This window comes from Streptomyces sp. NBC_00223, assembly GCF_036199905.1.
In the GTDB taxonomy this organism is placed as follows: Bacteria; Actinomycetota; Actinomycetes; order Streptomycetales; family Streptomycetaceae; genus Actinacidiphila.
The window spans coordinates 5,535,908-5,557,934 of sequence record NZ_CP108109.1; the positions used below are offsets into that span (position 1 = coordinate 5,535,908).

The 22,027-nt window shown below is 70.5% G+C and carries 21 protein-coding genes; 12 read left to right on the forward strand and 9 right to left on the reverse strand.

The features are described 5' to 3' along the window. The first annotated feature begins 62 nt into the window (after nt 1-62). The 4 genes from OHA30_RS23600 to OHA30_RS23615 are packed head-to-tail and all read left to right on the forward strand — an operon-like array spanning nt 63 to nt 4,086. Nucleotides 63-986 (forward strand): ABC transporter permease, encoded by a 924-nt coding sequence (locus OHA30_RS23600; protein WP_328915864.1) that lies wholly within the window; start codon nt 63-65, stop codon nt 984-986. After that, complete coding sequence (locus OHA30_RS23605; protein ID WP_328915865.1) at nt 979-1,971, forward strand: ABC transporter permease; 993 nt, start codon at nt 979-981, stop codon at nt 1,969-1,971. Before OHA30_RS23600 ends, OHA30_RS23605 begins: the two co-directional genes overlap by 8 nt. Nucleotides 1,972-1,982: 11 nt before the next feature. Further along, nucleotides 1,983-3,035 carry an ABC transporter ATP-binding protein gene (locus OHA30_RS23610; protein WP_328915866.1) on the forward strand — a complete coding sequence of 351 codons (1,053 nt, stop codon included), beginning with the start codon at nt 1,983-1,985 and terminating at the stop codon, nt 3,033-3,035. After that, nucleotides 3,010-4,086 (forward strand): ABC transporter ATP-binding protein, encoded by a 1,077-nt coding sequence (locus tag OHA30_RS23615; RefSeq protein WP_328915867.1) that lies wholly within the window; start codon nt 3,010-3,012, stop codon nt 4,084-4,086. The genes OHA30_RS23610 and OHA30_RS23615 overlap by 26 nt, the downstream gene beginning before the upstream one ends. 163 nt (nt 4,087-4,249) lie before the next feature. On the opposite strand, the gene OHA30_RS23620 is transcribed toward OHA30_RS23615, so the two are convergent. From OHA30_RS23620 to OHA30_RS23640, 5 genes are all read right to left on the reverse strand, one after another. After that, entirely contained in the window at nt 4,250-5,365 is a 1,116-nt protein-coding gene (locus OHA30_RS23620; RefSeq protein WP_328915868.1) for an ABC transporter ATP-binding protein, read from the reverse strand. A gap of 22 nt (nt 5,366-5,387) precedes the next feature. Then, nucleotides 5,388-6,452, reverse strand: coding sequence for an ABC transporter ATP-binding protein (locus tag OHA30_RS23625; protein WP_328915869.1), 1,065 nt, complete (start codon nt 6,450-6,452; stop codon nt 5,388-5,390). 56 nt (nt 6,453-6,508) lie between these two features. Continuing rightward, on the reverse strand, nt 6,509-7,492 hold the full coding sequence (locus tag OHA30_RS23630; RefSeq protein WP_328915870.1) for an ABC transporter permease: 984 nt from the start codon (nt 7,490-7,492) through the stop codon (nt 6,509-6,511). A gap of 102 nt (nt 7,493-7,594) precedes the next feature. Next, entirely contained in the window at nt 7,595-9,376 is a 1,782-nt protein-coding gene (locus tag OHA30_RS23635; RefSeq protein ID WP_328915871.1) for an ABC transporter substrate-binding protein, read from the reverse strand. Nucleotides 9,377-9,505: 129 nt separating this feature from the next. After that, nucleotides 9,506-10,537: an ABC transporter permease gene (locus OHA30_RS23640; protein ID WP_328915872.1), complete on the reverse strand. Its 1,032-nt coding sequence runs from the start codon at nt 10,535-10,537 to the stop codon at nt 9,506-9,508. Between the two features lie 682 nt (nt 10,538-11,219). On the opposite strand from OHA30_RS23640, the gene OHA30_RS23645 reads away from it, so the two are divergent. The 5 genes from OHA30_RS23645 (at nt 11,220) to OHA30_RS23665 (ending at nt 16,125) form a co-directional block, all read left to right on the forward strand. Next, nucleotides 11,220-11,414 carry a hypothetical protein gene (locus tag OHA30_RS23645; RefSeq protein WP_328915873.1) on the forward strand — a complete coding sequence of 65 codons (195 nt, stop codon included), beginning with the start codon at nt 11,220-11,222 and terminating at the stop codon, nt 11,412-11,414. Between the two features lie 31 nt (nt 11,415-11,445). Further along, nucleotides 11,446-12,327, forward strand: coding sequence for an N-acetyl-1-D-myo-inositol-2-amino-2-deoxy-alpha-D-glucopyranoside deacetylase (gene mshB / locus OHA30_RS23650; RefSeq protein WP_328915874.1), 882 nt, complete (start codon nt 11,446-11,448; stop codon nt 12,325-12,327). Further along, nucleotides 12,324-12,686, forward strand: coding sequence for a DUF6113 family protein (locus OHA30_RS23655; RefSeq protein ID WP_328915875.1), 363 nt, complete (start codon nt 12,324-12,326; stop codon nt 12,684-12,686). The genes mshB and OHA30_RS23655 overlap by 4 nt, the downstream gene beginning before the upstream one ends. A gap of 152 nt (nt 12,687-12,838) precedes the next feature. Then, a complete protein-coding gene (locus OHA30_RS23660; RefSeq protein WP_328915876.1) occupies nt 12,839-15,019 on the forward strand; it encodes a hypothetical protein in 2,181 nt (726 codons plus the stop codon). A gap of 236 nt (nt 15,020-15,255) precedes the next feature. Further along, nucleotides 15,256-16,125 carry a hypothetical protein gene (locus OHA30_RS23665; RefSeq protein WP_328915877.1) on the forward strand — a complete coding sequence of 290 codons (870 nt, stop codon included), beginning with the start codon at nt 15,256-15,258 and terminating at the stop codon, nt 16,123-16,125. Nucleotides 16,126-16,166: 41 nt separating this feature from the next. Here OHA30_RS23665 and OHA30_RS23670 read toward each other — a convergent pair whose 3' ends face one another. Together OHA30_RS23670 and OHA30_RS23675 are read right to left on the reverse strand one after the other, a co-directional pair. After that, nucleotides 16,167-16,883 carry a hypothetical protein gene (locus tag OHA30_RS23670; RefSeq protein ID WP_328915878.1) on the reverse strand — a complete coding sequence of 239 codons (717 nt, stop codon included), beginning with the start codon at nt 16,881-16,883 and terminating at the stop codon, nt 16,167-16,169. Continuing rightward, the gene (locus tag OHA30_RS23675) at nt 16,880-18,220 is read right to left on the reverse strand and encodes an AAA family ATPase (RefSeq protein ID WP_405785370.1); all 1,341 of its coding nucleotides are present in this window, start codon (nt 18,218-18,220) and stop codon (nt 16,880-16,882) included. The genes OHA30_RS23670 and OHA30_RS23675 overlap by 4 nt, the downstream gene beginning before the upstream one ends. A gap of 298 nt (nt 18,221-18,518) precedes the next feature. Here OHA30_RS23675 and OHA30_RS23680 point away from each other — a divergent pair, with 298 nt between their 5' ends. The 3 genes from OHA30_RS23680 to OHA30_RS23690 all read left to right on the forward strand — a co-directional run bounded on the left by OHA30_RS23680 (nt 18,519) and on the right by OHA30_RS23690 (nt 20,908). Next, entirely contained in the window at nt 18,519-19,487 is a 969-nt protein-coding gene (locus OHA30_RS23680; RefSeq protein WP_328915880.1) for an alpha/beta fold hydrolase, read from the forward strand. A gap of 70 nt (nt 19,488-19,557) precedes the next feature. Further along, on the forward strand, nt 19,558-19,884 hold the full coding sequence (locus OHA30_RS23685; RefSeq protein ID WP_328915881.1) for a nuclear transport factor 2 family protein: 327 nt from the start codon (nt 19,558-19,560) through the stop codon (nt 19,882-19,884). 643 nt (nt 19,885-20,527) lie between these two features. After that, complete coding sequence (locus OHA30_RS23690) at nt 20,528-20,908, forward strand: hypothetical protein (RefSeq protein ID WP_328915882.1); 381 nt, start codon at nt 20,528-20,530, stop codon at nt 20,906-20,908. A 103-nt stretch (nt 20,909-21,011) separates the two neighbouring features. On the opposite strand, the gene OHA30_RS23695 is transcribed toward OHA30_RS23690, so the two are convergent. Then, on the reverse strand, nt 21,012-21,248 hold the full coding sequence (locus OHA30_RS23695; RefSeq protein ID WP_328915883.1) for a hypothetical protein: 237 nt from the start codon (nt 21,246-21,248) through the stop codon (nt 21,012-21,014). Nucleotides 21,249-21,398: 150 nt separating this feature from the next. Further along, on the reverse strand, nt 21,399-21,989 hold the full coding sequence (locus tag OHA30_RS23700; protein WP_328915884.1) for a TetR/AcrR family transcriptional regulator: 591 nt from the start codon (nt 21,987-21,989) through the stop codon (nt 21,399-21,401). Between the last annotated feature and the right edge of the window lie 38 nt (nt 21,990-22,027).

Below are 22,027 nucleotides of genomic sequence, written 5' to 3' on the forward strand. Positions count from 1 at the left end.
CGCACCGGGCACATCCGGTGCGGCCTTCGACGGCCGCTCCGCACTCCACGGGAAGGCTCCGCATGGGACGTTATGTGATCCGGCGGCTGCTCCAGATGATCCCGGTGTTCATCGGCAGCACATTCCTGATCTTCTTCATGGTCTACGCGCTCGGCGACCCGGTCGCCGCGCTCTTCGGGGACCGCGCGCCCGACCCGGCCACCGCCGCCCAGATCAGACACGACCTCCACCTCGACGACCCGCTGTGGAAGCAATACCTGATCTACATGAAGAACATCTTCACCGGGGACTTCGGCACCGCCTTCAACGGTCAGAAGGTCACCGACCTGATGGGCAGCGCCTTCCCGGTGACCATCCGGCTCACCGTCGTCGCCATCATCTTCGAGATCATCATCGGCATCATCCTCGGGGTGATCACCGGTATGAAGCGCGGCAAGCCCGTCGACACCGGGGTGCTGCTGCTGACCCTGGTGGTCATCTCCGTGCCGACCTTCGTCACCGGCTATGTGCTCCAGTACGTCTTCGGCGTCCAGCTGGGATGGGTCAGCCCCTCGGTCTCCCCGGCGGCGCCCTTCAACGAGCTGATCCTGCCGGGCCTGGTGCTCGCCCTGGTCTCGCTGGCGTACGTCACCCGGCTGACCCGTACCTCCATCGCCGAGAACACCCGCGCCGACTACGTACGCACCGCCGTCGCCAAGGGCCTGCCGCGGCGCCGGGTCATCGTCCGGCATCTGCTGCGCAACTCCCTGATCCCCGTGGTGACCTTCATCGGCACCGACATCGGCGCGCTGATGGGAGGCGCCATCGTCACCGAGCGGATCTTCAACATCCACGGCGTCGGATACCAGCTCTACCAGGGCATCCTCCGCAACAACTCGCCGACCGTGGTCGGCTTCGTCACCATCCTGGTGCTGGTCTTCCTGATCGCCAATCTGCTCGTCGACCTGCTCTACGCGGTCCTTGACCCGAGGATTCGTTATGCCTGAACCCAGCGACCCGATGGACCCGGACCAGGCGATCGCGGCCGGCGGCGGCTACGGCGGCGGCATGGACCTGGCCGCCGCGGAGGCCGGGGAGTTGGAGAAGGGCCCGGGCACCGGCCAGTCGCCCGGCGGGCCGACCGGCAAACCGCGCAGCCTGTGGTCCGACGCCTGGCGCGATCTGCGGCGCAACCCCGTCTTCATCGTCTCCGCGCTGATCATCCTCTTCCTGGTCTTCATCTCGATCTGGCCCGGCACCATCGCCAGCGGCAATCCGCTCAAGGCCGATCTCTCCAAGTCCCAGGCGGGTCCGGAGCCCGGCCATCCCTTCGGCTTCGACAACCAGGGCCGCGACGTCTACACCCGGGTCGTCTACGGCGCCCGCGCCTCGGTCACCGTCGGCGTGTGCGCGACCGCCGGAGTGGTCATCCTCGGCAGCGTCCTGGGCGGCCTCGCCGGCTTCTTCGGCGGCTGGTGGGACGCGATCCTCTCCCGGATCAGCGATGTCTTCTTCGGCATCCCGGTCATCCTCGGCGGCCTGGTCTTCCTGTCCGTGGTCACCAACAGCACGGTCTGGCCGGTGGTCGGCTTCATGGTGCTGCTCGGCTGGCCGCAGATCGCCCGTATCGCCCGCGGCTCGGTGATCACCGCCCGGCAAAACGACTACGTCCAGGCCGCCCGGGCGCTCGGCGCCGGCAACTCCCGGATGCTGCTGCGGCACATCACGCCCAACGCGGTCGCGCCCGTCATCGTCGTCGGCACCATCGCGCTGGGCACGTACATCGCCCTGGAGGCGACCCTGTCGTACCTCGGGGTCGGCCTCAAACCGCCCACCGTCTCCTGGGGCATCGACATCTCCGACGCGTCCAACCAGATCCGCAACGCCCCGCACATGCTGCTGTGGCCGGCCGGCGCGCTCAGCCTGACCGTGCTGGCGTTCATCATGCTCGGCGACGCCGTACGCGACGCCCTCGACCCCAAGCTGCGCTGAGGAGCCCGCCGATGGCCACGAGCCTGGAGCCGACCGACGTCCCCCCGTCCCCGGAAGGTGCCGACGGCGTACCGCTGCTCGACGTACGCGATCTGCACGTCGAGTTCCGCACCCGCGAGGGCGTGGCCCGCGCGGTGAACGGCGTCGCGTACTCCGTGGACGCCGGACAGACGCTGGCGGTGCTCGGCGAGTCCGGGTCCGGCAAGTCCGTCACCGCCCAGGCGGTCATGGGCATCCTGGACTCCCCGCCCGGGTTCGTCACCGGCGGTCAGGTCGTCTTCCAGGGCCGGGACCTGCTCACGCTGTCCGGCGAGGAGCGCCGCAAGGTGCGCGGCGCGAAGATGGCGATGATCTTCCAGGACGCTTTGTCGTCCCTCAACCCCGTGCTCAGCGTGGGCGAACAGCTCGGCGAGATGTTCACCGTGCACCGCGGCATGTCGCGCAAGCAGGCCCGCGCCCAGGCGATCGAGCTGATGGAACGGGTCCGTATCCCGGCCGCCCGCGAGCGGATCAAGCAGTATCCGCACCAGTTCTCCGGCGGTATGCGGCAGCGCGTGATGATCGCCATGGCGATGGCGCTCGAACCCGATCTGATCATCGCCGACGAACCGACCACCGCGCTGGACGTGACCGTGCAGGCGCAGGTGATGGATCTGCTCGCGGAACTCCAGCGCGAGTTCAACATGGGTCTGATCCTGATCACCCACGACCTCGGGGTGGTCGCCGACGTGGCCGACAAGATCGCCGTGATGTACGCCGGCCGGATCGTCGAGACCTCACCGGTCCACGACATCTACCGCGCCCCGGCCCACCCGTACACCAAGGGCCTGCTGGACTCCATTCCGCGGCTGGACCAGAAGGGCCGGGAGCTCTACGCGATCAAGGGGCTGCCGCCGAACCTGCTGCACATCCCGCCCGGCTGCGCCTTCAACCCCCGCTGCCCGCGCGCCCAGGACGTCTGCCGTACCGATGTGCCCCCGCTGTACCGGGTCAGCCGGGACCGGGCGAGCGCCTGCCACTTCTGGAAGGAGACGCTCGATGACGTACCCGCCGATCGTGCCTGAGGCAGCCGGGCCCGGGGCCCGTGAGCGGGAGCCGATCCTCCAGGTCCGCAACCTGGTCAAGCACTTCCCGCTCACCCGGGGCATCGTCTTCAGAAAGCAGGTCGGCGCGGTCCAGGCGGTCGACGGGGTCACCTTCGACCTCTTCGCGGGCGAGACGCTGGGCATCGTCGGCGAGTCCGGCTGCGGGAAGTCCACCGTGGCCCGGCTGATGGTCAATCTGGAGCAGCCCACGTCCGGCGAGATCCTCTACCGGGGCGAGGACGTCACCAAGCTCTCCGGGCGGGCGCTGAAGGCCGTGCGGCGCAATATCCAGATGGTCTTCCAGGACCCGTACACCTCGCTCAATCCGAGGATGACGGTCGGCGACATCATCGGGGAGCCGTACGAGATCCATCCGGAGGTCGCGCCCAAGGGCGACCGGCGCAAGCGGGTGCAGGAGCTGCTGGACGTCGTCGGGCTCAACCCGGAGTACATCAACCGGTATCCGCACCAGTTCTCCGGCGGCCAACGGCAGCGCATCGGCATCGCCCGGGGGCTCGCCCTGCGGCCCGAGGTGATCGTCGCCGACGAACCGGTCTCCGCGCTTGACGTGTCCGTGCAGGCGCAGGTGGTCAACCTGCTGGAGCGGCTCCAGAACGAGTTCGGGCTGTCGTACATGATCATCGCGCACGACCTGTCGATCGTCCGGCACATCTCGGACCGGGTCGGCGTGATGTACCTGGGCAAGATCGTGGAGATCGGCCCGGACGAGGCGATCTACGAGCACCCCACGCATCCGTACACCCAGGCGCTGCTGTCGGCAGTGCCCGTGCCCGATCCCACCGCGCGGGAGCACCGGGAGCGGATCATCCTCACCGGGGACGTGCCCTCGCCGGCCCATCCGCCGTCGGGCTGCCGCTTCCGCACGCGCTGCTGGAAGGCGCAGGAGCGCTGTGTGGTCGAGGAGCCGCTGCTGACCGTGCCGCCGTACTTCCGCGGTACCGCGGGGTCGGCCGAGCACCCCTCGGCGTGCCACTTCGCGGAGGAGAAGCAGGTCGTGCCGAACGACTGAGCGGGCGCGAGGGCGGACGTGAGGCCCGCGTGAGGGCGGATGTGAGGGCGGCTCCCGCGGGCCCCTGACGGTCCCTCCGGTATGTCAGACGGCCCGTACCCGGAGTGGATCTGGGGTGCCCGGGTACGGGCCGTTTCCGAGCGGAGGGTGGACCGAGCCCGGGTCAAAGGGTCTTGTCGGCTGCCTCCTCGATCGCGGCCAGCGCCGGGTCGAGGACGATGTCCTCTGCCCGGCCCGCGGTCGTCGGCTCCTCGGGGAAGTGGCAGGCCGTCAGATGGCCCTGCGCGTTCCCCTGGATCTGCACCAGCGGCGGTTCCTCCGTGGCGCACTTGTCCTGTGCCTTCCAGCACCGGGTGCGGAAGCGGCAGCCCGAGGGCGGGTTGATCGGCGAGGGCACGTCACCGGCCAGCCGGATGCGCTGGGAGCCGCCGTTGTCCGGGTCGGCCTCCGGCGCCGCGCTGAGCAGCGCGTGGGTGTACGGGTGCCGGGGCCCGTTGTAGATCGAGTCGCGGTCGCCGATCTCCACGATCTTGCCCAGGTACATGACCGCGACGCGCTGCGAGAAGTGCCGCACGATCGCCAGGTCGTGCGCGATGAACAGGAACGCGATGCCCAGCTCGCGCTGGACCTTCTGCAACAGGTTGACGACCTGCGCCTGGATCGACACGTCCAGCGCCGAGACCGGCTCGTCGGCGACGATCAGCTTCGGGTTGAGCGCCAGCGCCCTGGCCACCCCGATGCGCTGCCGCTGGCCGCCGGAGAACTCGTGCGGGAAGCGGTTGTAGTGCTCGGGGTTGAGACCGACGATCTCCAGCAGCTCGCGGACCCGCCGCTCCTGGCCGCCCTGCGGAATGACGTTGTTGATCTCCATGGGGGCGGAGATGATCGAGCCGACCGTCTGCCGCGGGTTCAGCGAGGCATAGGGGTCCTGGAAGATCATCTGGATCTCGGACCTGACCGGGGCCAGCTGCTTGCGGCTCAGGTGCGTGATGTCCTGCCCGGCGTACGTGACCTGCCCGGCGGTCGGCTCCAGCAGCCGCGTCACCAGCCGGCCGGTGGTGGACTTGCCGCAGCCGGACTCGCCGACCATGCCCAGCGCCTCGCCGGAGTTGATGTGGAAGTCGATCCCGTCGACCGCCCGGACGTCCCCCACGCGCCGCTGGAAGACGAAGCCGCCGTTGATCGGGAAGTACTTCTGCAACCCCGAGACCTCGAGGAGCTTGTCTGCCGAGTCGGGACGAGGTGCCGGGACCTGGTCCAGGGTCTGCTGTTCACTCATTGCTGGTTCCCTCGACTCCTGGTCAGCGCAGCCGCGGCTGGATCTGCTCGATGAAGATGTCACGCTTCTGGTCCGCCGTCAGGTGACAGGCCGAACCGCGCCCGGACGGCAGGTGAGGCCGTTCGGTGCTGCAACGGTCCTCCCCTTCCACCTGGTCGGTGAAGGCGCAGCGTGTGTGGAACGGGCAGCCCGACGGCGGGTTCAGCAGGCTGGGCGGCGATCCCGGGATCGGCAGCAGGGGTACGTCCACCGCCGCCGTCAGCCGCGGAATGGAGCCCAGCAGGCCCCAGGCGTAGGGGTGCTCGGGCTTCTTGAGGATGTCCCGGACCGTACCGCGCTCGACGGCCCGGCCGGCGTACATCACGACCACGTCGTCGGCGGTGTTGGCGATCACGCCGAGGTCGTGGGTGATCAGGATGATCGCGGTGCCGGTCTCCTGCTGGAGGTCCTTGAGCAGGTCCAGGATCTGGGCCTGCACGGTGACGTCGAGCGCGGTGGTCGGCTCGTCCGCGATCACCAGGTCGGGGTCGCAGACCAGTGCCATCGCGATCATCGCGCGCTGCCGCATACCGCCGGAGAACTGGTGCGGGTAGTCGTCCACCCGGGTGTGCGGCTGCGGGATGCCGACCTTGCCCAGCATCTCGATCGCCCGCGCGCGGCCCTCCTTCTTGGAGGCGCCCATGTGCTTCACATACGGCTCGGCGATCTGCCGCCCGACCGTGTAGTACGGCGACAGGGCGGTCAGCGAGTCCTGGAAGACCATGGACATCTTCTTGCCGCGCAGCCGCTCCAGCGTGCGGGGGCTCGCGCCGGTCAGCTTCTGGCCGTCGAGGGTGATCTCACCGCTGATGGTGGTGTTGCGGGGGTTGTGCAGGCCCAGAATCGCCAGGTTGGTGACCGACTTGCCGGACCCGGACTCGCCCACGATGCCCAGGGTCTTCCCCCGGTCGAGGTCGAAGGAAAGCCCGTCGACGGCCTTCACGGTGCCGTCCTCGGTGGCGAACTGGACATACAGGTCGCGCACGGAGAGGAAGTGCTCGGATCCCTGAGGCGTGGGCTCGGCCTCGGGCTTCGTCAGAGTGGTCACGGGCGGGTTCTCCTACCGGGTGGTGCGCTGTTCGCGGCGGGGGTGCGGTGCCGCGCTCACGCGAGCCGAATCCGCGGGTCGATGAGGGCGTAGGCGGCGTCGACGACGATGTTGAAGAGGACGATCGCGCTGGCGCTGATGAGCATGACGGCCATCTCCATCGGCAGGTCCACGGTCTGCACCGAGTTGACGGCGAGCGTACCGAGACCGTGCAGGCTGAAGGTGGCCTCGGTGATGATCGCGCCGCCGAAGACACTGCCGAGGTCGATGCCGAAGATGGTGATGATGGAGGCGGCGGCGCCGCGCAGCGCGTACCGGTAGAACACGTACTTCGAGCCCATGCCCTTGGCCCGGGCGGTACGGATGTGGTCCTCGGACAGCTGCTCGACCATCAGCGAGCGGGTCTGCCGGCTGTAGTTCGACCAGAAGATGACCGACATCACCAGACAGGGCAGCACCAGGCCGGCGAACGAGCCGGCGGGATCGGAGCTCCAGGTCGGGTCGTGGCTGCCGTCGAGCCAGCCGAGGTTGTCGACGAACAGCGCGATGGCCAGCGGGCCGATGAAGTAGATCTGGACCGAGTTGCCGATCAGCGAGATGGAGCTGGCGACGCGGTCGAAGGTCTTGCCCTGCTGCCAGGCCGAGAGCATGCCCAGGGTGACACCGATGACCAGGAAGACCGCGGAACCGCCGATGGCCAGCGAGAGCGTGGTCGGGTAGCGGTCGGCGAGCGTCGGCCAGATCGGCTGGTCGTTGACGAAGGAGAAGCCGAAGCAGGGGGCCGGGCAGTTCTGGCCATCCGGCATGGTGCGGCCGGTGAAGATGCCCGTCATGTAGTGCCAGTACTGGGCGTAGACGGGCTGGTCGAGACCCATGCGGTGGTGAATGGCGGCGACAAGGTCGACGTTGGAGCAGTTCTTGCCACACGCAAGCTTTGCCGGATCCGACGGCAGCACGAAGAATAGGAAGTACGTGACGGCGCTGATGGCCAGGACGATGACGATCGCGCCCAGAACGCGTCGTGCGAGGAAACGGAGCATCGGTGAGGCTCTTCCGTGGGGGCGCGGGCGGCGGCCGCGCGGTCAGATCCGGGGGCGGCCGGCCCCGGCGTGGTGCCCGGGGCCGACCGCCCTGCGCTCGGACTACTGCTTGACGAACACAGTGCTTGCGTTGATCGTGCCGATGACCGAGTTGTAGGTGACACCACCCAGCCCGGAACCGTGGACACCGAAGAACTTGTCGAACAGGAACGGCACCTGGGCGGTGTCGTGCTGCAGCGAGTACTCCGAGAGGGTCCGCCACTCATCGGCCTGCTTGGTCAGGTCGGTGATCTTCTTGATGCGGTCGATCTCGGAGTTGATGTGGTCGTCGTTCAGGAACGAGTAGTTGTTCGTTCCGTCGCTCAGGTCGCGGCCGTCCATGGTCGGCGGGACCACGGTCGAGGCGTTCGGCCAGTCGGCGCCCCAGCCGGTGCGGTAGATGTCGTACTGGTTGTTCACCTTGCCGACGACCGTGTAGTACGAGGTCGGGTCGATCGCCTTGCGGACGACCTGGAAGCCCGCCTTCTCCAGCGCGTTGGCGACGGTCAGCGAGATGTTCTGCCAGCGCGGGGTGTTGGCGTACGCGTAGACCAGCTTCGGGTGCTCCTGGCCGGCCTCCTTCAGCAGCTCCTTGGCCTTGTCGATGTCACCGGTCGGCTTGGCGAGCTTGCCGAACGGGTCGAAGGACTTCCAGCCCGCGATGGTCGGGCTGAGCAGCGTGGTGCCGAGGTCACCCTGGGCCGCGCCGCCGAACGCCTGCTGCACCTGGCTCATCGGGAAGGCGTAGGCGATCGCCTGGCGGACCTTCGGGTCCGTGATGCGCTTGGTGTTGATGTCCAGGGTCTCGACGTACGGCTGGTACTCGTTGACCGTCCGCGACTTGTACTGCGGGTCGGTGACCAGGGACTGCATCTGCGACGGGTCGGAGACACCGGACAGGTCGATGCCGTTCTTGTCCGTGCCCGACTCGGCCATCAGGCGCTGGGTCAGGTTCGGCTGCTGGATGCCCAGCTGGAAGTTCCACGAGTCCGGGTACGCGTTCCGGATCGGGTCGGTCTTCGGGTCCCAGTACTGGTTGCGCTCGAAGACCAGCGACTTGCCGGGCTTGTACGAGGCGATCTTGTACGGGCCGGAGGAGACCGGGTGGTTGTTGTACGCGGCCTTGTCGTCCTTGGACTTCTCGACCGGGGCGGTGACCGGCATGGCCATCGCGTAAGGCGCGTCCGGGTGCGCCTCCTTGAAGTGGAAGACGATGGTCTTGTCGTCCGGGGTCGCCAGGATGTCGTCCGGGATCTCCTGGCCGGTGTACGGGCCCTTGTAGAGCTTGCGGTAGTCCGGGCCGTAGAGCCAGCTCTGGATGTACTGCGGGCCCTGGGTCTCGTAGTCGGCGTAGAGCCGCTCGATGCTGTACTTGATGTCCTTCGAGGTGATCGGCGTGCCGTCCTCGAACTTCAGGCCGTCCTTGAGGGTGTACGTCCAGGTCGCGCCGCCGTCCGAGATCTTGCCGGTGTCGGTGGCCAGGTCGCCGACCAGGACGGTCTTCCCGGAGGTCGGGTCGATCTTGTACCCGGTGAGCGTACGCGCGTAGAGAACCGAGACCGACAGCTGGTCGCTCACATACTGCTGGGCGGGGTCCAGGTAGTCGAAGCCGGCCTGGTCCAGGTCCTGGACGGTACCGCCCTTGACCGCGCCCGGCACGGCCGGGGCGGGGCCGTTGGAGTCGGCGGCGGTGCCGAGACCGTAGTTCGGGACCGGCGGCGGGGTGGACTTCGTGGTGTTCTTCGTACCCGTGGTCGTGCCGCCGCCGCTGCTGCACGCGGCGGTCAGCGACAGCGCCCCGGCGGCCACGATGGCGGCCGCCAAGCGAGCTTTGCTGTGTCTCATGAAATCCTGCCTGTCTGGACTGAACTGCCACTGATGCCGACGCCCGGTGCCCGCGGGTGGGCGAAAACCGGTCCGACGACCTGGACAACTTAAACGGACGAGCGTACTGGTACGAGCGGAACTGCCCGGCTAGCGAAGGGTCTTGGGGTCGAGAGCGTCCCTGACCGAGTCCCCGAGCAGGTTGAAGGCGACCACGAAGATCACCATCGCGATACCGGGGAAGAACATGAAGGTGATGTCGCTCTTGTAGAACGTGGCACCGGTCTGGAACATCAGACCCCAGTCCGGGGTCGGCGGGAGGATGCCGACGCCGAGGTAGGACAGACCGGCCTCGGCCGTCACGAAGACCGGCAGCATGAGGGTGGACTGCACCAGGATGGTGCTCCAGATGTTCGGCAGCAGCTCCTTGCGGATGATCCGCCAGGACGAGGCGCCGCTGATCCTGGCCGCCTCCACGAACTCGCGTTCCCGCAGCGACAGCACCTGGGCGCGGACCAGTCGGCCGATGCTCATCCAGCCGAGCAGGAACTGCACGCCGATCAGCACCAGCGGGCGCACCCACCAGGGCTCCGCGTCGCCGACACCGACGAACAGCGAGATGGCGACCGGGGAGAAGGCGATGAAGAAGAGCTGCTGGGGGAAGGACAGCATGAAGTCCGAGAGCCGGCCCATGAAGTAGTCCGTCTTCCCGGCCAGATAGCCCTGGGTGAGGCCGAACAGCACCCCGGTGGCCACCGAGATCACGGTGACCGCCAGCGCGATCAGCAGCGACGTCCTGATGCCGTAGATCAGCAGCATGAACACATCGCGGCCCAGCTGGGGTTCGACACCGAACCAGTGGGCGGCGCTCATACCGCCGTTGGCCCCGATCGGCAGGGCGTAGCTGTTGAGCAGCCCGTCGTCCTGGCCGTAGAGGTCGTACGCGTTCTTCCCGTACAGCTTGGAGATCAGGGGAGCGGCGAGCGCGATGACGATGAAGAAGATCACGACGCCCGCGCAGACGACGCCCGTCCGGTCGCGTTTGAAGCGGAGCCAGGCGAGCTGTCTGGGCGTACGTCCGGCGAGCTCCGGGGTGCCCTTGGCGCCCGGCGTGCCGGACCCGCCCTCGGGCTCGAGGGTGAGGCTGTCGCCGTCAGCGGCAGCCTGGCTTGGACTCGTCATTGGTTACATCCCCCGGGACCGAGAGCGTGCGTTGCGACGCGTGACGCGCGTCGCGGGTTGAGCGGACTTTCGCAATGGAATCAACTTCCAGTCAAGGGGGGAAGGAGGGAAGAAACCTTGTTGTATGGCATCTTGAGCGAAGATTTTGCAGATCGTCCTCCTTACGTGCTTGACAATGATCATTTGTAACGGGCATAGCGGATACCAAGGTACGAATCGCGTTTACCTGCGTGCAACTTGGCTGTCGCAACTCCGATATACGGACCGGGCAGTCTGAACAACGTACGGCCGTGCGGGTGCCGTTGGGCCGGCCGGGGCACACAGGGCCCCGGCCGGCCGTCCCGCGTCCCCCGCTCGTCTCCTGTGTCCCCCTGATCGCCGCGTCGCATACCGGGCGGAAGGGGTCGGTGGAGGCGGTCCGTCCGGTGAGCGGGATGGCCGTATACATACGTACCCCCGAGGCGCTCGTTCCCGGCCGTCGGGAGTGACCTGCGTCATAGTGTGACCTGCAGGAAACGCGTCAACACTGCGCGTTGTGTGGCCGGAAACCCTCATGCGCCCCCGCGTGCTTCCGTGCCCCGAGATATGCGGAGCCACGGAAGGTTATGATCCGTAGCCGTGGGTGGGTAATAACCATGTGGCAACTGACATGAACCCTGCGTACCTTGGGAGGTGAGCCGCTGTGGCACTCTCGATTTCGGCGGTGCTGCTGCTGCTGGTCGTCGTGGTCCTGCTGATCCGTCGGTCCGGGCTCAAAGCCGGACACGCCGTGGCGTGCACGCTGCTGGGTTTCTACCTGGCCAGTTCCACCGTCGCGCCGACGATCAGCGAGTTCACGAGCAATGTCGCGGGGATGATCTCGGACATCAAGTTCTGACCGGCCACGACGGGAGCCTTAGGCTTCCTCCATGAGCGATCTACCCGCCAGGCGTCTGCTGCTCGTCCACGCCCACCCGGACGACGAGACGATCAACAACGGCGCGACCATGGCCAAGTATGCGGCCGAGGGCGCGCTCGTCACCCTCGTCACCTGCACCCTCGGCGAGGAGGGTGAAGTCATCCCGGCCGGGCTGTCCCACCTGGCGGCCGACCGGGACAACACGCTCGGCCAGTACCGGATCGGCGAACTGGCTTCCGCCATGGCCGAGCTCGGCGTCACCGACCACCGTTTCCTCGGCGGCCCCGGCCGCTTCCGCGACTCCGGAATGATGGGCGTCGCGCAGAACGAGGAGCCCGGCTGCTTCTGGCAGGCCGACCTGGACGAGGCGGCCGGCCATCTGGCCGAGGTCATCCTCGACGTACGCCCGCAGGCGCTGGTCACCTATGACAGCAACGGCGGCTACGGCCACCCCGATCACATCCAGGCCCACCGGGTCGCCCTGCGCGGGTATGAACTCGCCGCCGACCAGGGCCACCGGATCGCCCGGGTCTACGAGATCTGCACCCCGCGCTCGGTCGTCGAGGCGGGCTTCGAGCGGCTGGCCGCGGCGGGCAAGGACTTCCCCTTCGAAGGCATCGCGAGCGTGGACGACGTCCCCGGCGTGCTGGACGACTCCCTGGTCACCGTCACCATCGACGGCAGCGACTACGCCGACCACAAGACGGCCGCGATGCGCGCGCACGCCAGCCAGATCGCCGTGGACGGCCCCTTCTTCGCGCTGTCCAACGACCTGGGGCAGCCCTTCTTCTCCACCGAGTACTACCGGCAGGTACGCGGCGACGCCCTGCCCGAGGGATGCGACGGCGACCTGTTCGGCGCCGAGCCCCCGTACGGGGAGGACGCGCGATGACCTCCCAGCGCACCCGCCTCCTGGTCTATGTCCTGCTCGCCGTGCTCGCCGTCCTCGTCGCGTGCGCCGGAGCGCTGGTGCAGGCCGGCTGGTTCCCCGGCGGGCTGCTGCTGGCACTGGCCGGGTGCGTGGCGCTCTTCTACGGGGGCGCCAAGGCCACCGGCACCCGGCTCGGGGCAGTCGTGCCCGGCGTGGTGTGGGTCATCGGCGTCATACTGCTCAGCTCCGCGCGCCCCGAGGGCGATTTTCTCTTCGCGGCGGGCGTCGGGCCGTACATCTATCTGCTGGGCGGCGCCATGTCCGCGGTGATCTGTGCCACTCTGCCCCAACTGCCCGTATCCAGGGCGAATGCCGCCTGACTTGGCGAGCAGGGGCCGGGTCGTGGTTGGGTGAGCGCGAGCGTTCCGCCGGACCAGGGCCGCCGCTGCGCGCAGGTCGGTAAGGTGGTCGCGCCGGCGAGCCGCCCGCCAAGAGACGTGACGGACGGCGTAGCTATCCGGGAGAGCCTGCTTTGACTCGTGAAACTGACAGTTCGTCCTCCGGTTCCCAGGGACGTGGCGGTGCCGCGTACCCGTCGGGGACCCAGCCCTACGGCACGCGCCCGTTCCCCTCACTGCATCCGCAGGAGCGGCAGCGGCCCGAAGGCGCTCCCGAGCCTGCCACGGAGCCCGACCCCGCCGCCGTACCTTCGGCCGACGAGCCGAAGACGGAGACGACGCTGACCACCCGGATCCGGATCAACATCCCCGGGTCCCGGCCGATCCCGCCCGTGGTCGTCCGCACCCCGGTCGACGAGAACGCCGCCGCGGCGGCCGCCGAGGCCGCGGCCAAGGCGGCGGAGGAGTCGGCGGCCGAACTCGCGGCCGCGGCGCCGCCCGAGGCGGAGCCGGAGAAGAAGGAAAAGAAGGCGAGCGACTGGTTCGCGCCGCGCAAGCCGGTGGGGCCGCAGGGCGGCGAGGGCGGCCCTCAGGGCGCCGGGCCGCAGAGCGCTCCCACGGGCGGCGGTTTCCCGGGCCCCGGCCCGGTGGGCGGCGCTCCTGCGGCGCCCGGCCGTACAGGCGGCGGTCCCATACAACCGACCGCGCCGGCCGACGCGGGCGACCCCTTCGCGGGCGCGTACGTCGACCCCTTCACCGACACCGGTTCGGCCCCCGGCCCCTTCCACCCCACGGCGGGCGGCACCCCGATCGACGGCGGCCCGGCTGCCCCGGGCGCGCACGGCACCCCGGCGGGCGGCTTCCCGGCCCCCTTCGGCGGCTCCGGCCCCGGCGGCGACGCGCCCCGCCCGTTCGGCACCGAGGACTTCCCGCCCGGCGTCCCGCGTCCCGCCGAGCCCTTCCCCGGCCCGATCGACCCCTTCGACGCCACCGCGCCCTTCGACGACCTGCACGCGCCGCGCCCCGACGACCCGTTCGCGGGCTATCAGTCGCCGTCGGCCCCCACCACCGGGCCCGTCACCGGGGACATGCCAATTCCCCCGGTCGACGGCTCCACCACCTCCGGCGGTTTTCGGCCACCTTCGGCACAGGGCCCGCCCACGCCGCCGGACGACCGGGTCTTCGCCGACACGCTGGTCGGCGGCATCCCGGCCGTCCCGTCCTCCGAGGCCCGCCCGCCGCGTCCGGCCGGCGCCCAGGGGCCCGTGACGGGGCCGCGTCCCGTACCGACACCGGCACCGACATCGACTCCGGCGCCGGGACCGGCGAAGAGCGCTCCCGCCCCGGCGAAGAGCGCGCCGAAGAAGGGCCGTTCCAAACTCGCCCTGCTCGTGGTCGCCGCCGGCTTCGTGGCCGTCGTCGCGTACGGCGCCGGGCTGCTGATGAACCACGCCGACGTACCCAAGGGCACCACCGTGCTCGGCGTCGACATCGGCAACCAGACCCAGACCCAGGCGGTCAAGACGCTCGACAAGGCGCTCGGCAACCGGGAGACCGCCGAGCTGACCCTCACCTTCGGCGACCGCAAGCAGACCCTCAAGCCGTCCGTGGCGGGGCTGTCCATCGACACCGACGCCACGGTCCGCAAGGTCGCGCACACCGACTACAACCCGGTCTCCGTGATCGGCACGCTCCTCGGCGGCACCCGCAAGGCCGACCCGGTGATACTCGTGGACTCGGACAAGCTCAAGGCCGCACTCAAGACGGTCGCGGGCAAGAACAGTTCGGGCAGCGAGGGCATGGTCCGCTTCTCGCAGGGCAAGGCCATCGCGGTCCCGGGCAAGCCCGGCCAGTCCTTCGACGTGGACGCCGCCGCGACCCAGGTCGCCGCCGCCTACCGCACCCGCGCGGCGACCGGTGTGAACCAGCCGATCGGGCTGCGGGTCACCGTCGTCCCGCCGAAGGTCAGCAGGACCGACCTCGACGCGGCCGTCAACGGCTTCGGCAAGACGGCTATGTCCGGCTTCGTCACCGTGCGGGCCAACACGTTCCACAGCATCACCTTCGGCCCGTACACCTCGGTGCCGAAGTTCCTGACGATGGTCGCGGGCGACGACGGGCGGCTCGCGCCGCACATCGACCTCAAGGTGCTCCAGGGCCTGTACGGCGGCACCTTCGACGGCGTGCTGATCAAGCGGGCCGACGGCTCCAAGACCGCGATCACCGCGCAGGACGTGGCGAACTCGCTGATCACGGCGCTCAAGGGGGCCGCCGCGACCGACCGTACGGTGCTGATCCCGGGCGTCACACCCTGAGGACGCGCCACCGACGCCGGGCCCCGCTCTTTCCTGAGCCGGGGCCCGCGTCGTATCCGGGTGCGGGTGCGGGTGCGGGTGCGTGTCCGGGTGCGGGTGCGGCGGGTGGACGCGGCGCGTGGGGCCGGTGGGTGGGGCCGGGCCGGGCTTGCGGCCCGGCTTGTGCGACCGCCGGACGCGGCGCGTGGGGCGGTCCGGGCGCGGGGCGCGGTCCCGCGGGTAGTAGGGTCCGGGCTGTGCCCGAGACTCCCGCGCCCGACGCGCTGATCACCGACGCCGTACTGGAACTCGCCGGCCGTGCGACCCTGCCGTTCCAGGCGGCCCGCGCGGACCGGAGCTTCGGTACGGCCTTCTGGTACAACGACCTCATCGACGTCACCCCCGGCCGCGAGATCATCCGGCAGTATCTGATCGCGTCGCAGCCCCGCACGCGCTACGAGATCGGCCAGTGGACGCTGCGCGAGGAACTGGTCGAGGCCGAGCTGCCCGCCGACGAGCTGGTCATGGCGGGCTTCGCCAAGATGTGGACCGCGCTGGGGGACCTCGGGGTCGCGGTGATGCCGACGGTCGAGCTGCATCTGCACGCCGAGAAGAAGGGGTGGAGCTGGGCCACGCAGGAGATCACCTCCGGGCTGGCGGCCCAGTCGGCGGACATCGCGGCGATCGGCCCGGCTCCGGCGGGGGCGGAGGAGTCCGACGAGTCCGGCGGGGCTGACGGGGCTGAGGGGTCCGACGATTCGGAAGGTGCCGCAGAGGCTTCCGGGCCCGTCGGCGCCGAACTGACCGCGTACGTCCTCGGCCACGAGGTCGTGGAGGGGAGCGGGGGCCAGGTGGACCGTCCGCAGCGTCTGCTGACCGGTACGGTCACCCGCTCGGGCCCGGACGCGCCCCTGCAATGGACCGGCCCGCTCCCGCTCGGCTTCGAGGGCGCCCCCGTCTTCGCGGCCCTCCCGATGGACGACGACCAGCTCAAACTGCTCTGCCTCGGCGTGGCCCTCCCGGGCGACCCCGCGACCGTCGTCACCTTCGACACCCTCCGCCCGGCGATCCACGCCCTGGCCCCGCCCCGCAAACGCCACTGGTGGCAGCGCCCCCAGCGCCCGTAGCCCTCCAGCGTCCGTAGCCGCGAGACTGCCGCCGCTGACCGTCAGGTCCCGTGGGCGCGGAGCCATGCGTCAAGCGCCTCGGCTGTCGTCGCGCCCAGGACGCCGAGGGCGACGGTGTCCGGGAGCAGGGCCATGGACCGCATGACACCGGAGAACGGGGACACACGGAGCGCGTCGGCCAACTGCCCGGCCTCGGCGGACTCGCCGTTTCCGCCGAGCAGCCGCCACTGGCACAGCGCGGCGCACGCCATACGGAAGGCGGCTCTGCGGCCCTGGACGAGGTCGGCCCGGTTGAGCGCGAACACCCGGATCGTCTCCTCGCCCTTGGGCGTCCTGGCCAGGTACGTGCCGGACGCGAGCAGCAGGGTCAGATGATCCGCGGGGTCCTCGGCGCTGGGGTCCACCAGCAGACAGTTCCCGTCCGCGTCGCAGGGGAACGTGTCCCGTTTCTGGTTGCTGTTGCAGTGGGAGCAGGCCAGCAGGTGGTTGGGCCAGTCGAAGGCGCGCAAAGGGGCCGTCGCGATCGGCTGGAAGTGGTCGATGTCCGTGCCGAGGCTGTCCTCGCAGTACATGCACCGCCGTACGCCGTGGGCCATCCGGTGGAGCAGCTCCTGTACATGCTGCTTGGCCGCGCGGGCGCGACCCCACTCGTCGCGGGCCGCGGCCGCGGTGCCGCCCTGATCCCTGACGTTGTCGAGACGCCGGGTGAGCAGCCGTTGGGTCGCGGCCGGTGCGGCGATCCGCTGGACCGGAATCAACCCTCGCCGCCCAGCCGGGCCGCCACCTCGGTCACCCGGGTCTCCAGCGAACTGGCCAGCAGCGCGCTCAGCTTCCCGTACTCGGCGGCCTCGGCCTCGCTCGCCGTCCCCGCGTAGACCTTCCGCTCCAGCTCCACAAGGCGCTGCCGCTTCTGCTCGCCCCGTTCGGAGTACGGCGTCTCCAGCCCGAACAGCGCGGACAGCGCCGCGTCGTCCCCGGTGCCGTACACGATGCGCTGGTACAGCTCGTCGTCCACGACCTCCGGCGGCCGCTGCTCGTCGGGTCCCGGCAGTCTGATCAGGCCGCCGGGGTCGGCGGCCTGACAGATGTACGGGCTGTGGCTGGACACGATGAACTGCACGTTCGGGAAGTGCCGCCGCAGCCAGCCGCCGATGTTCCGCTGCCAGGTGACATGCAGATGGGCGTCCACCTCGTCGATCAGTACGACACCGGGCGCGGTGACGGCGACTCCGCCGTCATCGGTCGGCGCCGTGGTGAGCGAGCCGTAGGCGCCCTGGATCTGCCGGGCCAGGTCCAGCACCAGGGCGGCGACCGTACGGTAGCCGTCGCTCATCTCCCGCAGCGGATAGGTCCGTTTGAGGCCCTTCTTCGCCACCCAGAGCCCCTGCGAGTCCACCCGCCGGGCCTCGAAGCCGTCCGGCAGCAGACCGTCGGACAGCAGGGCGGTGACCGCCTTGAGCAGGGCGGCGGCGCCCGGGCGCCTCTCCAGTCGCCGCAGATGCAGGTCGGTCAGCCAGGACACGCCTTCCGCCAGCGAGGCGTCCTCGTGGAAGAGCGTCGCCAGCCGCCCGGCGGGGCCGGCCGCGAGCATCAGCCGCTGGGCCTCTCCCGACCCGCCGACCAGCCGCCGGAAGGGCCCGTACCCGGCGCAGAACCACCCGCGCGGGTTCTCGGCCCACGGGCCGCGCTCCGGGCCCAGTCCCTCCCCGAAGGTCACCATCGAGGGCCGCTGGGTCTCCGGCGTCGCACCGCTCTGGACTGGAGGCCGCTGCCACTCCAGACCGAGCAGGACAGGGCCCTGCGGCGTTCGGCCGGGGCCGGAGAAGACATCCGCCGTCTCGTCGCGGTGTGCTTCGGCTGCCACCCAGCCTGAGGAGGCGCGGGAGGTGAGCCAACCGCCGAAGTCGGCCACCAGGCTGCGGGCCACCGAGGGGCCGGCGAGGGTCAGCGCGAGCGCCTGAAGCAGCGTGGTCTTGCCCGAGCCGTTGCGGCCCGCCAGGACGGTCCAGCTGCCGCGCGCGGGCAGCGTGAGGTTCACGGAACGCTTTCCGACGAAGCCCCGAATGCCCGAGAGCTCGACTTTTGCGACGTACACCCGTGCCCGACTTCCCTTCGTGTTCCTCTGCCGGCCGCTGTCCGGCTCTGCGTCCCGCTGTCCGGGACCGCCGAACGGGGTGCCGCCCCGGGGACTCAGCTTCTCATGAGCGGGGCGGCGGACACGGTGGCCGCAGGGCGTCGGGTTGCCCGGGCGACAGGCCGTTCTGCGGCCGGGGCCGGGTTTGCCGGAACGGCAAGGAAGGGTGCGGGGGTGGGTGGGGGGTCGGATGATCGGGGGAGCCGCGTGTCCGCCCGTCGGCGGGGGACGCGTATTCCGCTCGTCGCCTGGAGGAGACATGCCGCAGCCCGCCCCCCTCACGCACCGGCTCGTGGACGGCCCGGCCGGCCGTATCCACCTCGTGGAGCAGGGCCGCGGCCCCCTCGTCCTGCTGGTCCACGGCTTCCCCGAGTCCTGGTACTCCTGGCGCCACCAGTTGCCCGTGCTCGCCGCCGCCGGTTACCGCGCGGTCGCCATCGACGTACGCGGCTACGGGCGTTCGGCCAAGCCGCGCGAGGTGGAGGCGTACGGGATGCTCGCGCATGTCGCCGACAACGTCGCCGTCGTGCGGGCCCTCGGTGAGGAGACCGCGACGGTCGTCGGCCACGACTGGGGCTCGCCCATCGCCGCGAACAGCGCCCTGCTCAGGCCGGACGTCTTCACGGCCGTCGCGCTGCTGAGCGTCCCGTACGCGCCCCGCAACGGCTTGCGGCCGACCGATGCCTTCGCCCGGATCGGCGGCGAGGAGGAGTTCTACGTCAGCTACTTCCAGACCCCCGGCCGCGCGGAGGCGGAGATCGAGCCCGATGTACGGGGCTGGCTCGCCGGTGTGTACGGCGGGCTGTCGGCCGACACGATGCCGCCGCCCGGCGCCCCCACGCTGCACTTCATCCCCCGGGGCGGAAAGCTCTCCGACCGCTTCGTCCCCGGCGGCGCGCTGCCCGGCTGGCTGAGCGAGGCCGATCTCGACTTCTACGCGGGGGAGTTCGAGCGGACGGGGCTGACCGGCGCGCTCAACCGTTACCGCAACGTCGACCGCGACTGGGCGGATCTCGCGGCCTGGGACGGGGCTTCGATCACTCAGCGTTCGCTCTTCGTCGGCGGTGAACTCGACCCCTCCACCACCTGGATGGCCGAGGCGATCGACGCCTACCCGGTCACCCTCCCCGGCCTGACCGGGTCCCACATCCTCAAGGGCTGCGGCCACTGGCTCCAGCAGGAACGGCCCGCCGAGCTGAACGAACTCCTGACTGACTGGCTGCGGTAGCGCCCGTACGGTGGTGGGCGCGTTCGGCCCCCGAGCGTGACCCGGGGGTGGGCGGGTCGTTGGAGCAGGCATGCTGAGCTCTCCGATGCCCATCCCCGTCGCCGCCGCGCTGGAAGCGGCCAGCGCCTGGGCCATCGAGGACTTCCTCGCGACCTTCGCGGAGGACGGCGCCGTCGACGACTGGGGACGGGTGTTCCGCGGGCACGAGGCCATCCGGGAGTGGAGCGACGGGGAGTTCATCGGCAAGCAGGTGACGCTCCGGGTCACCGGCTACCGTACGCAGGGCGACACGACCACGGTCAGCGCGGAGGTCGGCGGCAACGGCTTCAACGGCCCGTCGGACTTCGTCTTCACGGTCGCGGGCGAGCACATCGCGCTCATGCGGATCACCGGCTGAACCGGGGGCGAGCGACGGGCCGGCGGGTCGGCGGGGGTCGCACGCGCGGGTGCGCCCCGGGTTTCCGTACGCGGGCCGGGCCTGGGACCGTACGGGCGGTGGCCCGGCGTCCGTCCGGCGGCGGTGGGTGTGCGCCGGGTGGTTTCCGTGCGCGCCTGTCCGGCGTGGGCCGGGCCTGGGGCGGTACGGGCGGTGCCTGGCGTCCGTCCGGTGGTGGGTGTGAGCCGGGTGGGTTCCGCCTGTCGGGCGTGGGCCGGGCCTGGGACCGTATGGGCGGTGCCTGGCGTCCGTCCGGTGGTGGGTGTGAGCCGGGTGGGTTCCGCCTGTCGGGCGTGGGCCGGGCCTGGGACCGTATGGGCGGTGCCTGGCGTCCGTCCGGCGGGGGGTGTGAGCCGGGTGGGTTCCGCCTGTCGGGCGCGGGCCGGGCCTGGGACCGTACGGGCGGTGGCCCGGCGTCCGTCCGGCGGCGGTGGGGGTGGTTTCCGTACGCGGGCCGGCCCGGCGCGGGCTCTGGACGGTACGGGCGATGCCTGGTGTCCGCCCGGTGGGCGGTTACGGGGGCGGCCGGGGCCGCGCTCAACCCCCGGCAGCCTGGCCGGTTTGGCCCGCCCACCCCGCCGCGGAGCGGCCCTAGCATCGATGAATGACCCGCAGCAGCAGAACCCCGCGGCGGCTTGTCGTCGACGGTGAGACGTTTCTCTGGTCGGTGCGGCACGAGCACCATGGCGAGCAGGGTCGGTACGAGGGCTGCCGGGAGGTCCTCACGTTCAGGCGCCCGGGCGCGTTGGGGCGCCTGACGGTCGTCTTCGAAAGGGGCCCGGGCCATCTCCTCCCCGACGGTCACGCCTCCTCGGGCGCGGTCGGTACGCCGGACGGCGCCTGGCTGAACCTCCACGAGCCCGGCTCGGCGCGGGCGCTGCTCGACGCGGTGAGGGCTCGCGGCGGCCGGGTCGGCGGAGACGCGGCGGAGGAGGTCGACGGCTGGACGCTGTTCCCGGCGGTGGCGGGCACGCGCCGGGAGTGAGGCAGCCGGGCCGGCGGGGCTCGCGTCGGCTCGGTGCGCGTTGACTCGGTGCGCGTCGGCGCGGCCTCGGCGTGGGGCCCGGGGTGGGCGGGCGGCGCTCGGCTCAGCGGTGGTGGGTCGTGGCGTTGTGACCGGCGTTGTCGGCACGGGAGTTGGCGTTGTCCGGCAGCGCCTGCTGAGCGTTGCTGCTGACGGCGGTCATGAGCGCGGAGACGTTCGACAGCAGGTGGGCGTTGTCGAGGCTTCCGTCGAGCGTCGCGGCGTGCGCGCTGGGGGTGACGAGGGCGGTCACGGTCCCGACGGCCATCGTGGCGACGGCCATCATCATTCGCTTCTTCATGCACGGTCCAACGACGGGGCGGTGCTGAGAGTTACGGTGCGTCACCCTTGCGGTGGACGTAGGGGCGGCGGTGGGGGCGGTTCCGCGCGCGCCTGGCCCTCCGCGGGCCCGGCCTCGTCACCCCTGACCGGCCCCCGTACGGCTCGGGCCCTACCCGCCCCACCCCAGCAACCACCCGTCCAGGACGGCCACTTGGCGTTCCGCCGGGAACTCGTCCGGTGCGAAGAGCGCCTGGACGACCAGCCCGAGTGCGAACGACAGCGCCGCCGCGCCCAGTTCGTCCGCCGAGCGGTCGGCCGGCAGCTCGCCGAGCGCCTGCGCGGCGGCGACATGCGCGGCCAGCTTCTCGCGCGACCGCCGGTAGCGCGCGTTGTGCTCGGCGGCGAGTTCGGGGTCCGCGAGGGCGACGTCCCAGGAGGCGACCCAGATCCGGTTGGCGGCGGCGCTCTCCTCGGTCAGCGGCAGGATGTCGAGCAGCGCGGCCCGTAGCGCCGGCAGCCCCTCGGCGGGCGCGGTACGGCGCGGCCGTTCGTCCGAGCGCTGCGCCAGTACGTCGAGCGCGGACCGCAGCAGCGCGCGCTTGCTCGGGAAGTAGTGGGTGAGCAGCCCGGTCGACGCGCCCATCTCGGCCGCGACCGCCCGTAGCGTCAGGCCGCCGAAGCCGCGCGCGACGAGTACCCGCCAGACCGCCTCGGAGACGTCTCGGCGGCGGGCGTCATGGTCTCCACGGGCGGGCGGCATGGGGTTATGGTACCTACCAAACGTTTGTTATGTATAGG

Bases quoted from the DNA above. Each gene is read 5' to 3' on its own strand.
- OHA30_RS23635 (WP_328915871.1), bottom strand. From the start codon at position 9,376: ATGAGACACAGCAAAGCTCGCTTGGCGGCCGCCATCGTGGCCGCCGGG.
- OHA30_RS23605 (WP_328915865.1), top strand. From the start codon at position 979: ATGCCTGAACCCAGCGACCCGATGGACCCGGACCAGGCGATCGCGGCC.
- OHA30_RS23610 (WP_328915866.1), top strand. From the start codon at position 1,983: ATGGCCACGAGCCTGGAGCCGACCGACGTCCCCCCGTCCCCGGAAGGT.
- OHA30_RS23690 (WP_328915882.1), top strand. From the start codon at position 20,528: ATGACCCGCAGCAGCAGAACCCCGCGGCGGCTTGTCGTCGACGGTGAG.
- OHA30_RS23630 (WP_328915870.1), bottom strand. From the start codon at position 7,492: ATGCTCCGTTTCCTCGCACGACGCGTTCTGGGCGCGATCGTCATCGTC.
- OHA30_RS23700 (WP_328915884.1), bottom strand. From the start codon at position 21,989: ATGCCGCCCGCCCGTGGAGACCATGACGCCCGCCGCCGAGACGTCTCC.
- OHA30_RS23620 (WP_328915868.1), bottom strand. From the start codon at position 5,365: ATGAGTGAACAGCAGACCCTGGACCAGGTCCCGGCACCTCGTCCCGAC.
- OHA30_RS23655 (WP_328915875.1), top strand. From the start codon at position 12,324: ATGACCTCCCAGCGCACCCGCCTCCTGGTCTATGTCCTGCTCGCCGTG.
- OHA30_RS23600 (WP_328915864.1), top strand. From the start codon at position 63: ATGGGACGTTATGTGATCCGGCGGCTGCTCCAGATGATCCCGGTGTTC.
- OHA30_RS23680 (WP_328915880.1), top strand. From the start codon at position 18,519: ATGCCGCAGCCCGCCCCCCTCACGCACCGGCTCGTGGACGGCCCGGCC.
- OHA30_RS23640 (WP_328915872.1), bottom strand. From the start codon at position 10,537: ATGACGAGTCCAAGCCAGGCTGCCGCTGACGGCGACAGCCTCACCCTC.
- mshB (WP_328915874.1), top strand. From the start codon at position 11,446: ATGAGCGATCTACCCGCCAGGCGTCTGCTGCTCGTCCACGCCCACCCG.
- OHA30_RS23615 (WP_328915867.1), top strand. From the start codon at position 3,010: ATGACGTACCCGCCGATCGTGCCTGAGGCAGCCGGGCCCGGGGCCCGT.
- OHA30_RS23685 (WP_328915881.1), top strand. From the start codon at position 19,558: ATGCTGAGCTCTCCGATGCCCATCCCCGTCGCCGCCGCGCTGGAAGCG.
- OHA30_RS23695 (WP_328915883.1), bottom strand. From the start codon at position 21,248: ATGAAGAAGCGAATGATGATGGCCGTCGCCACGATGGCCGTCGGGACC.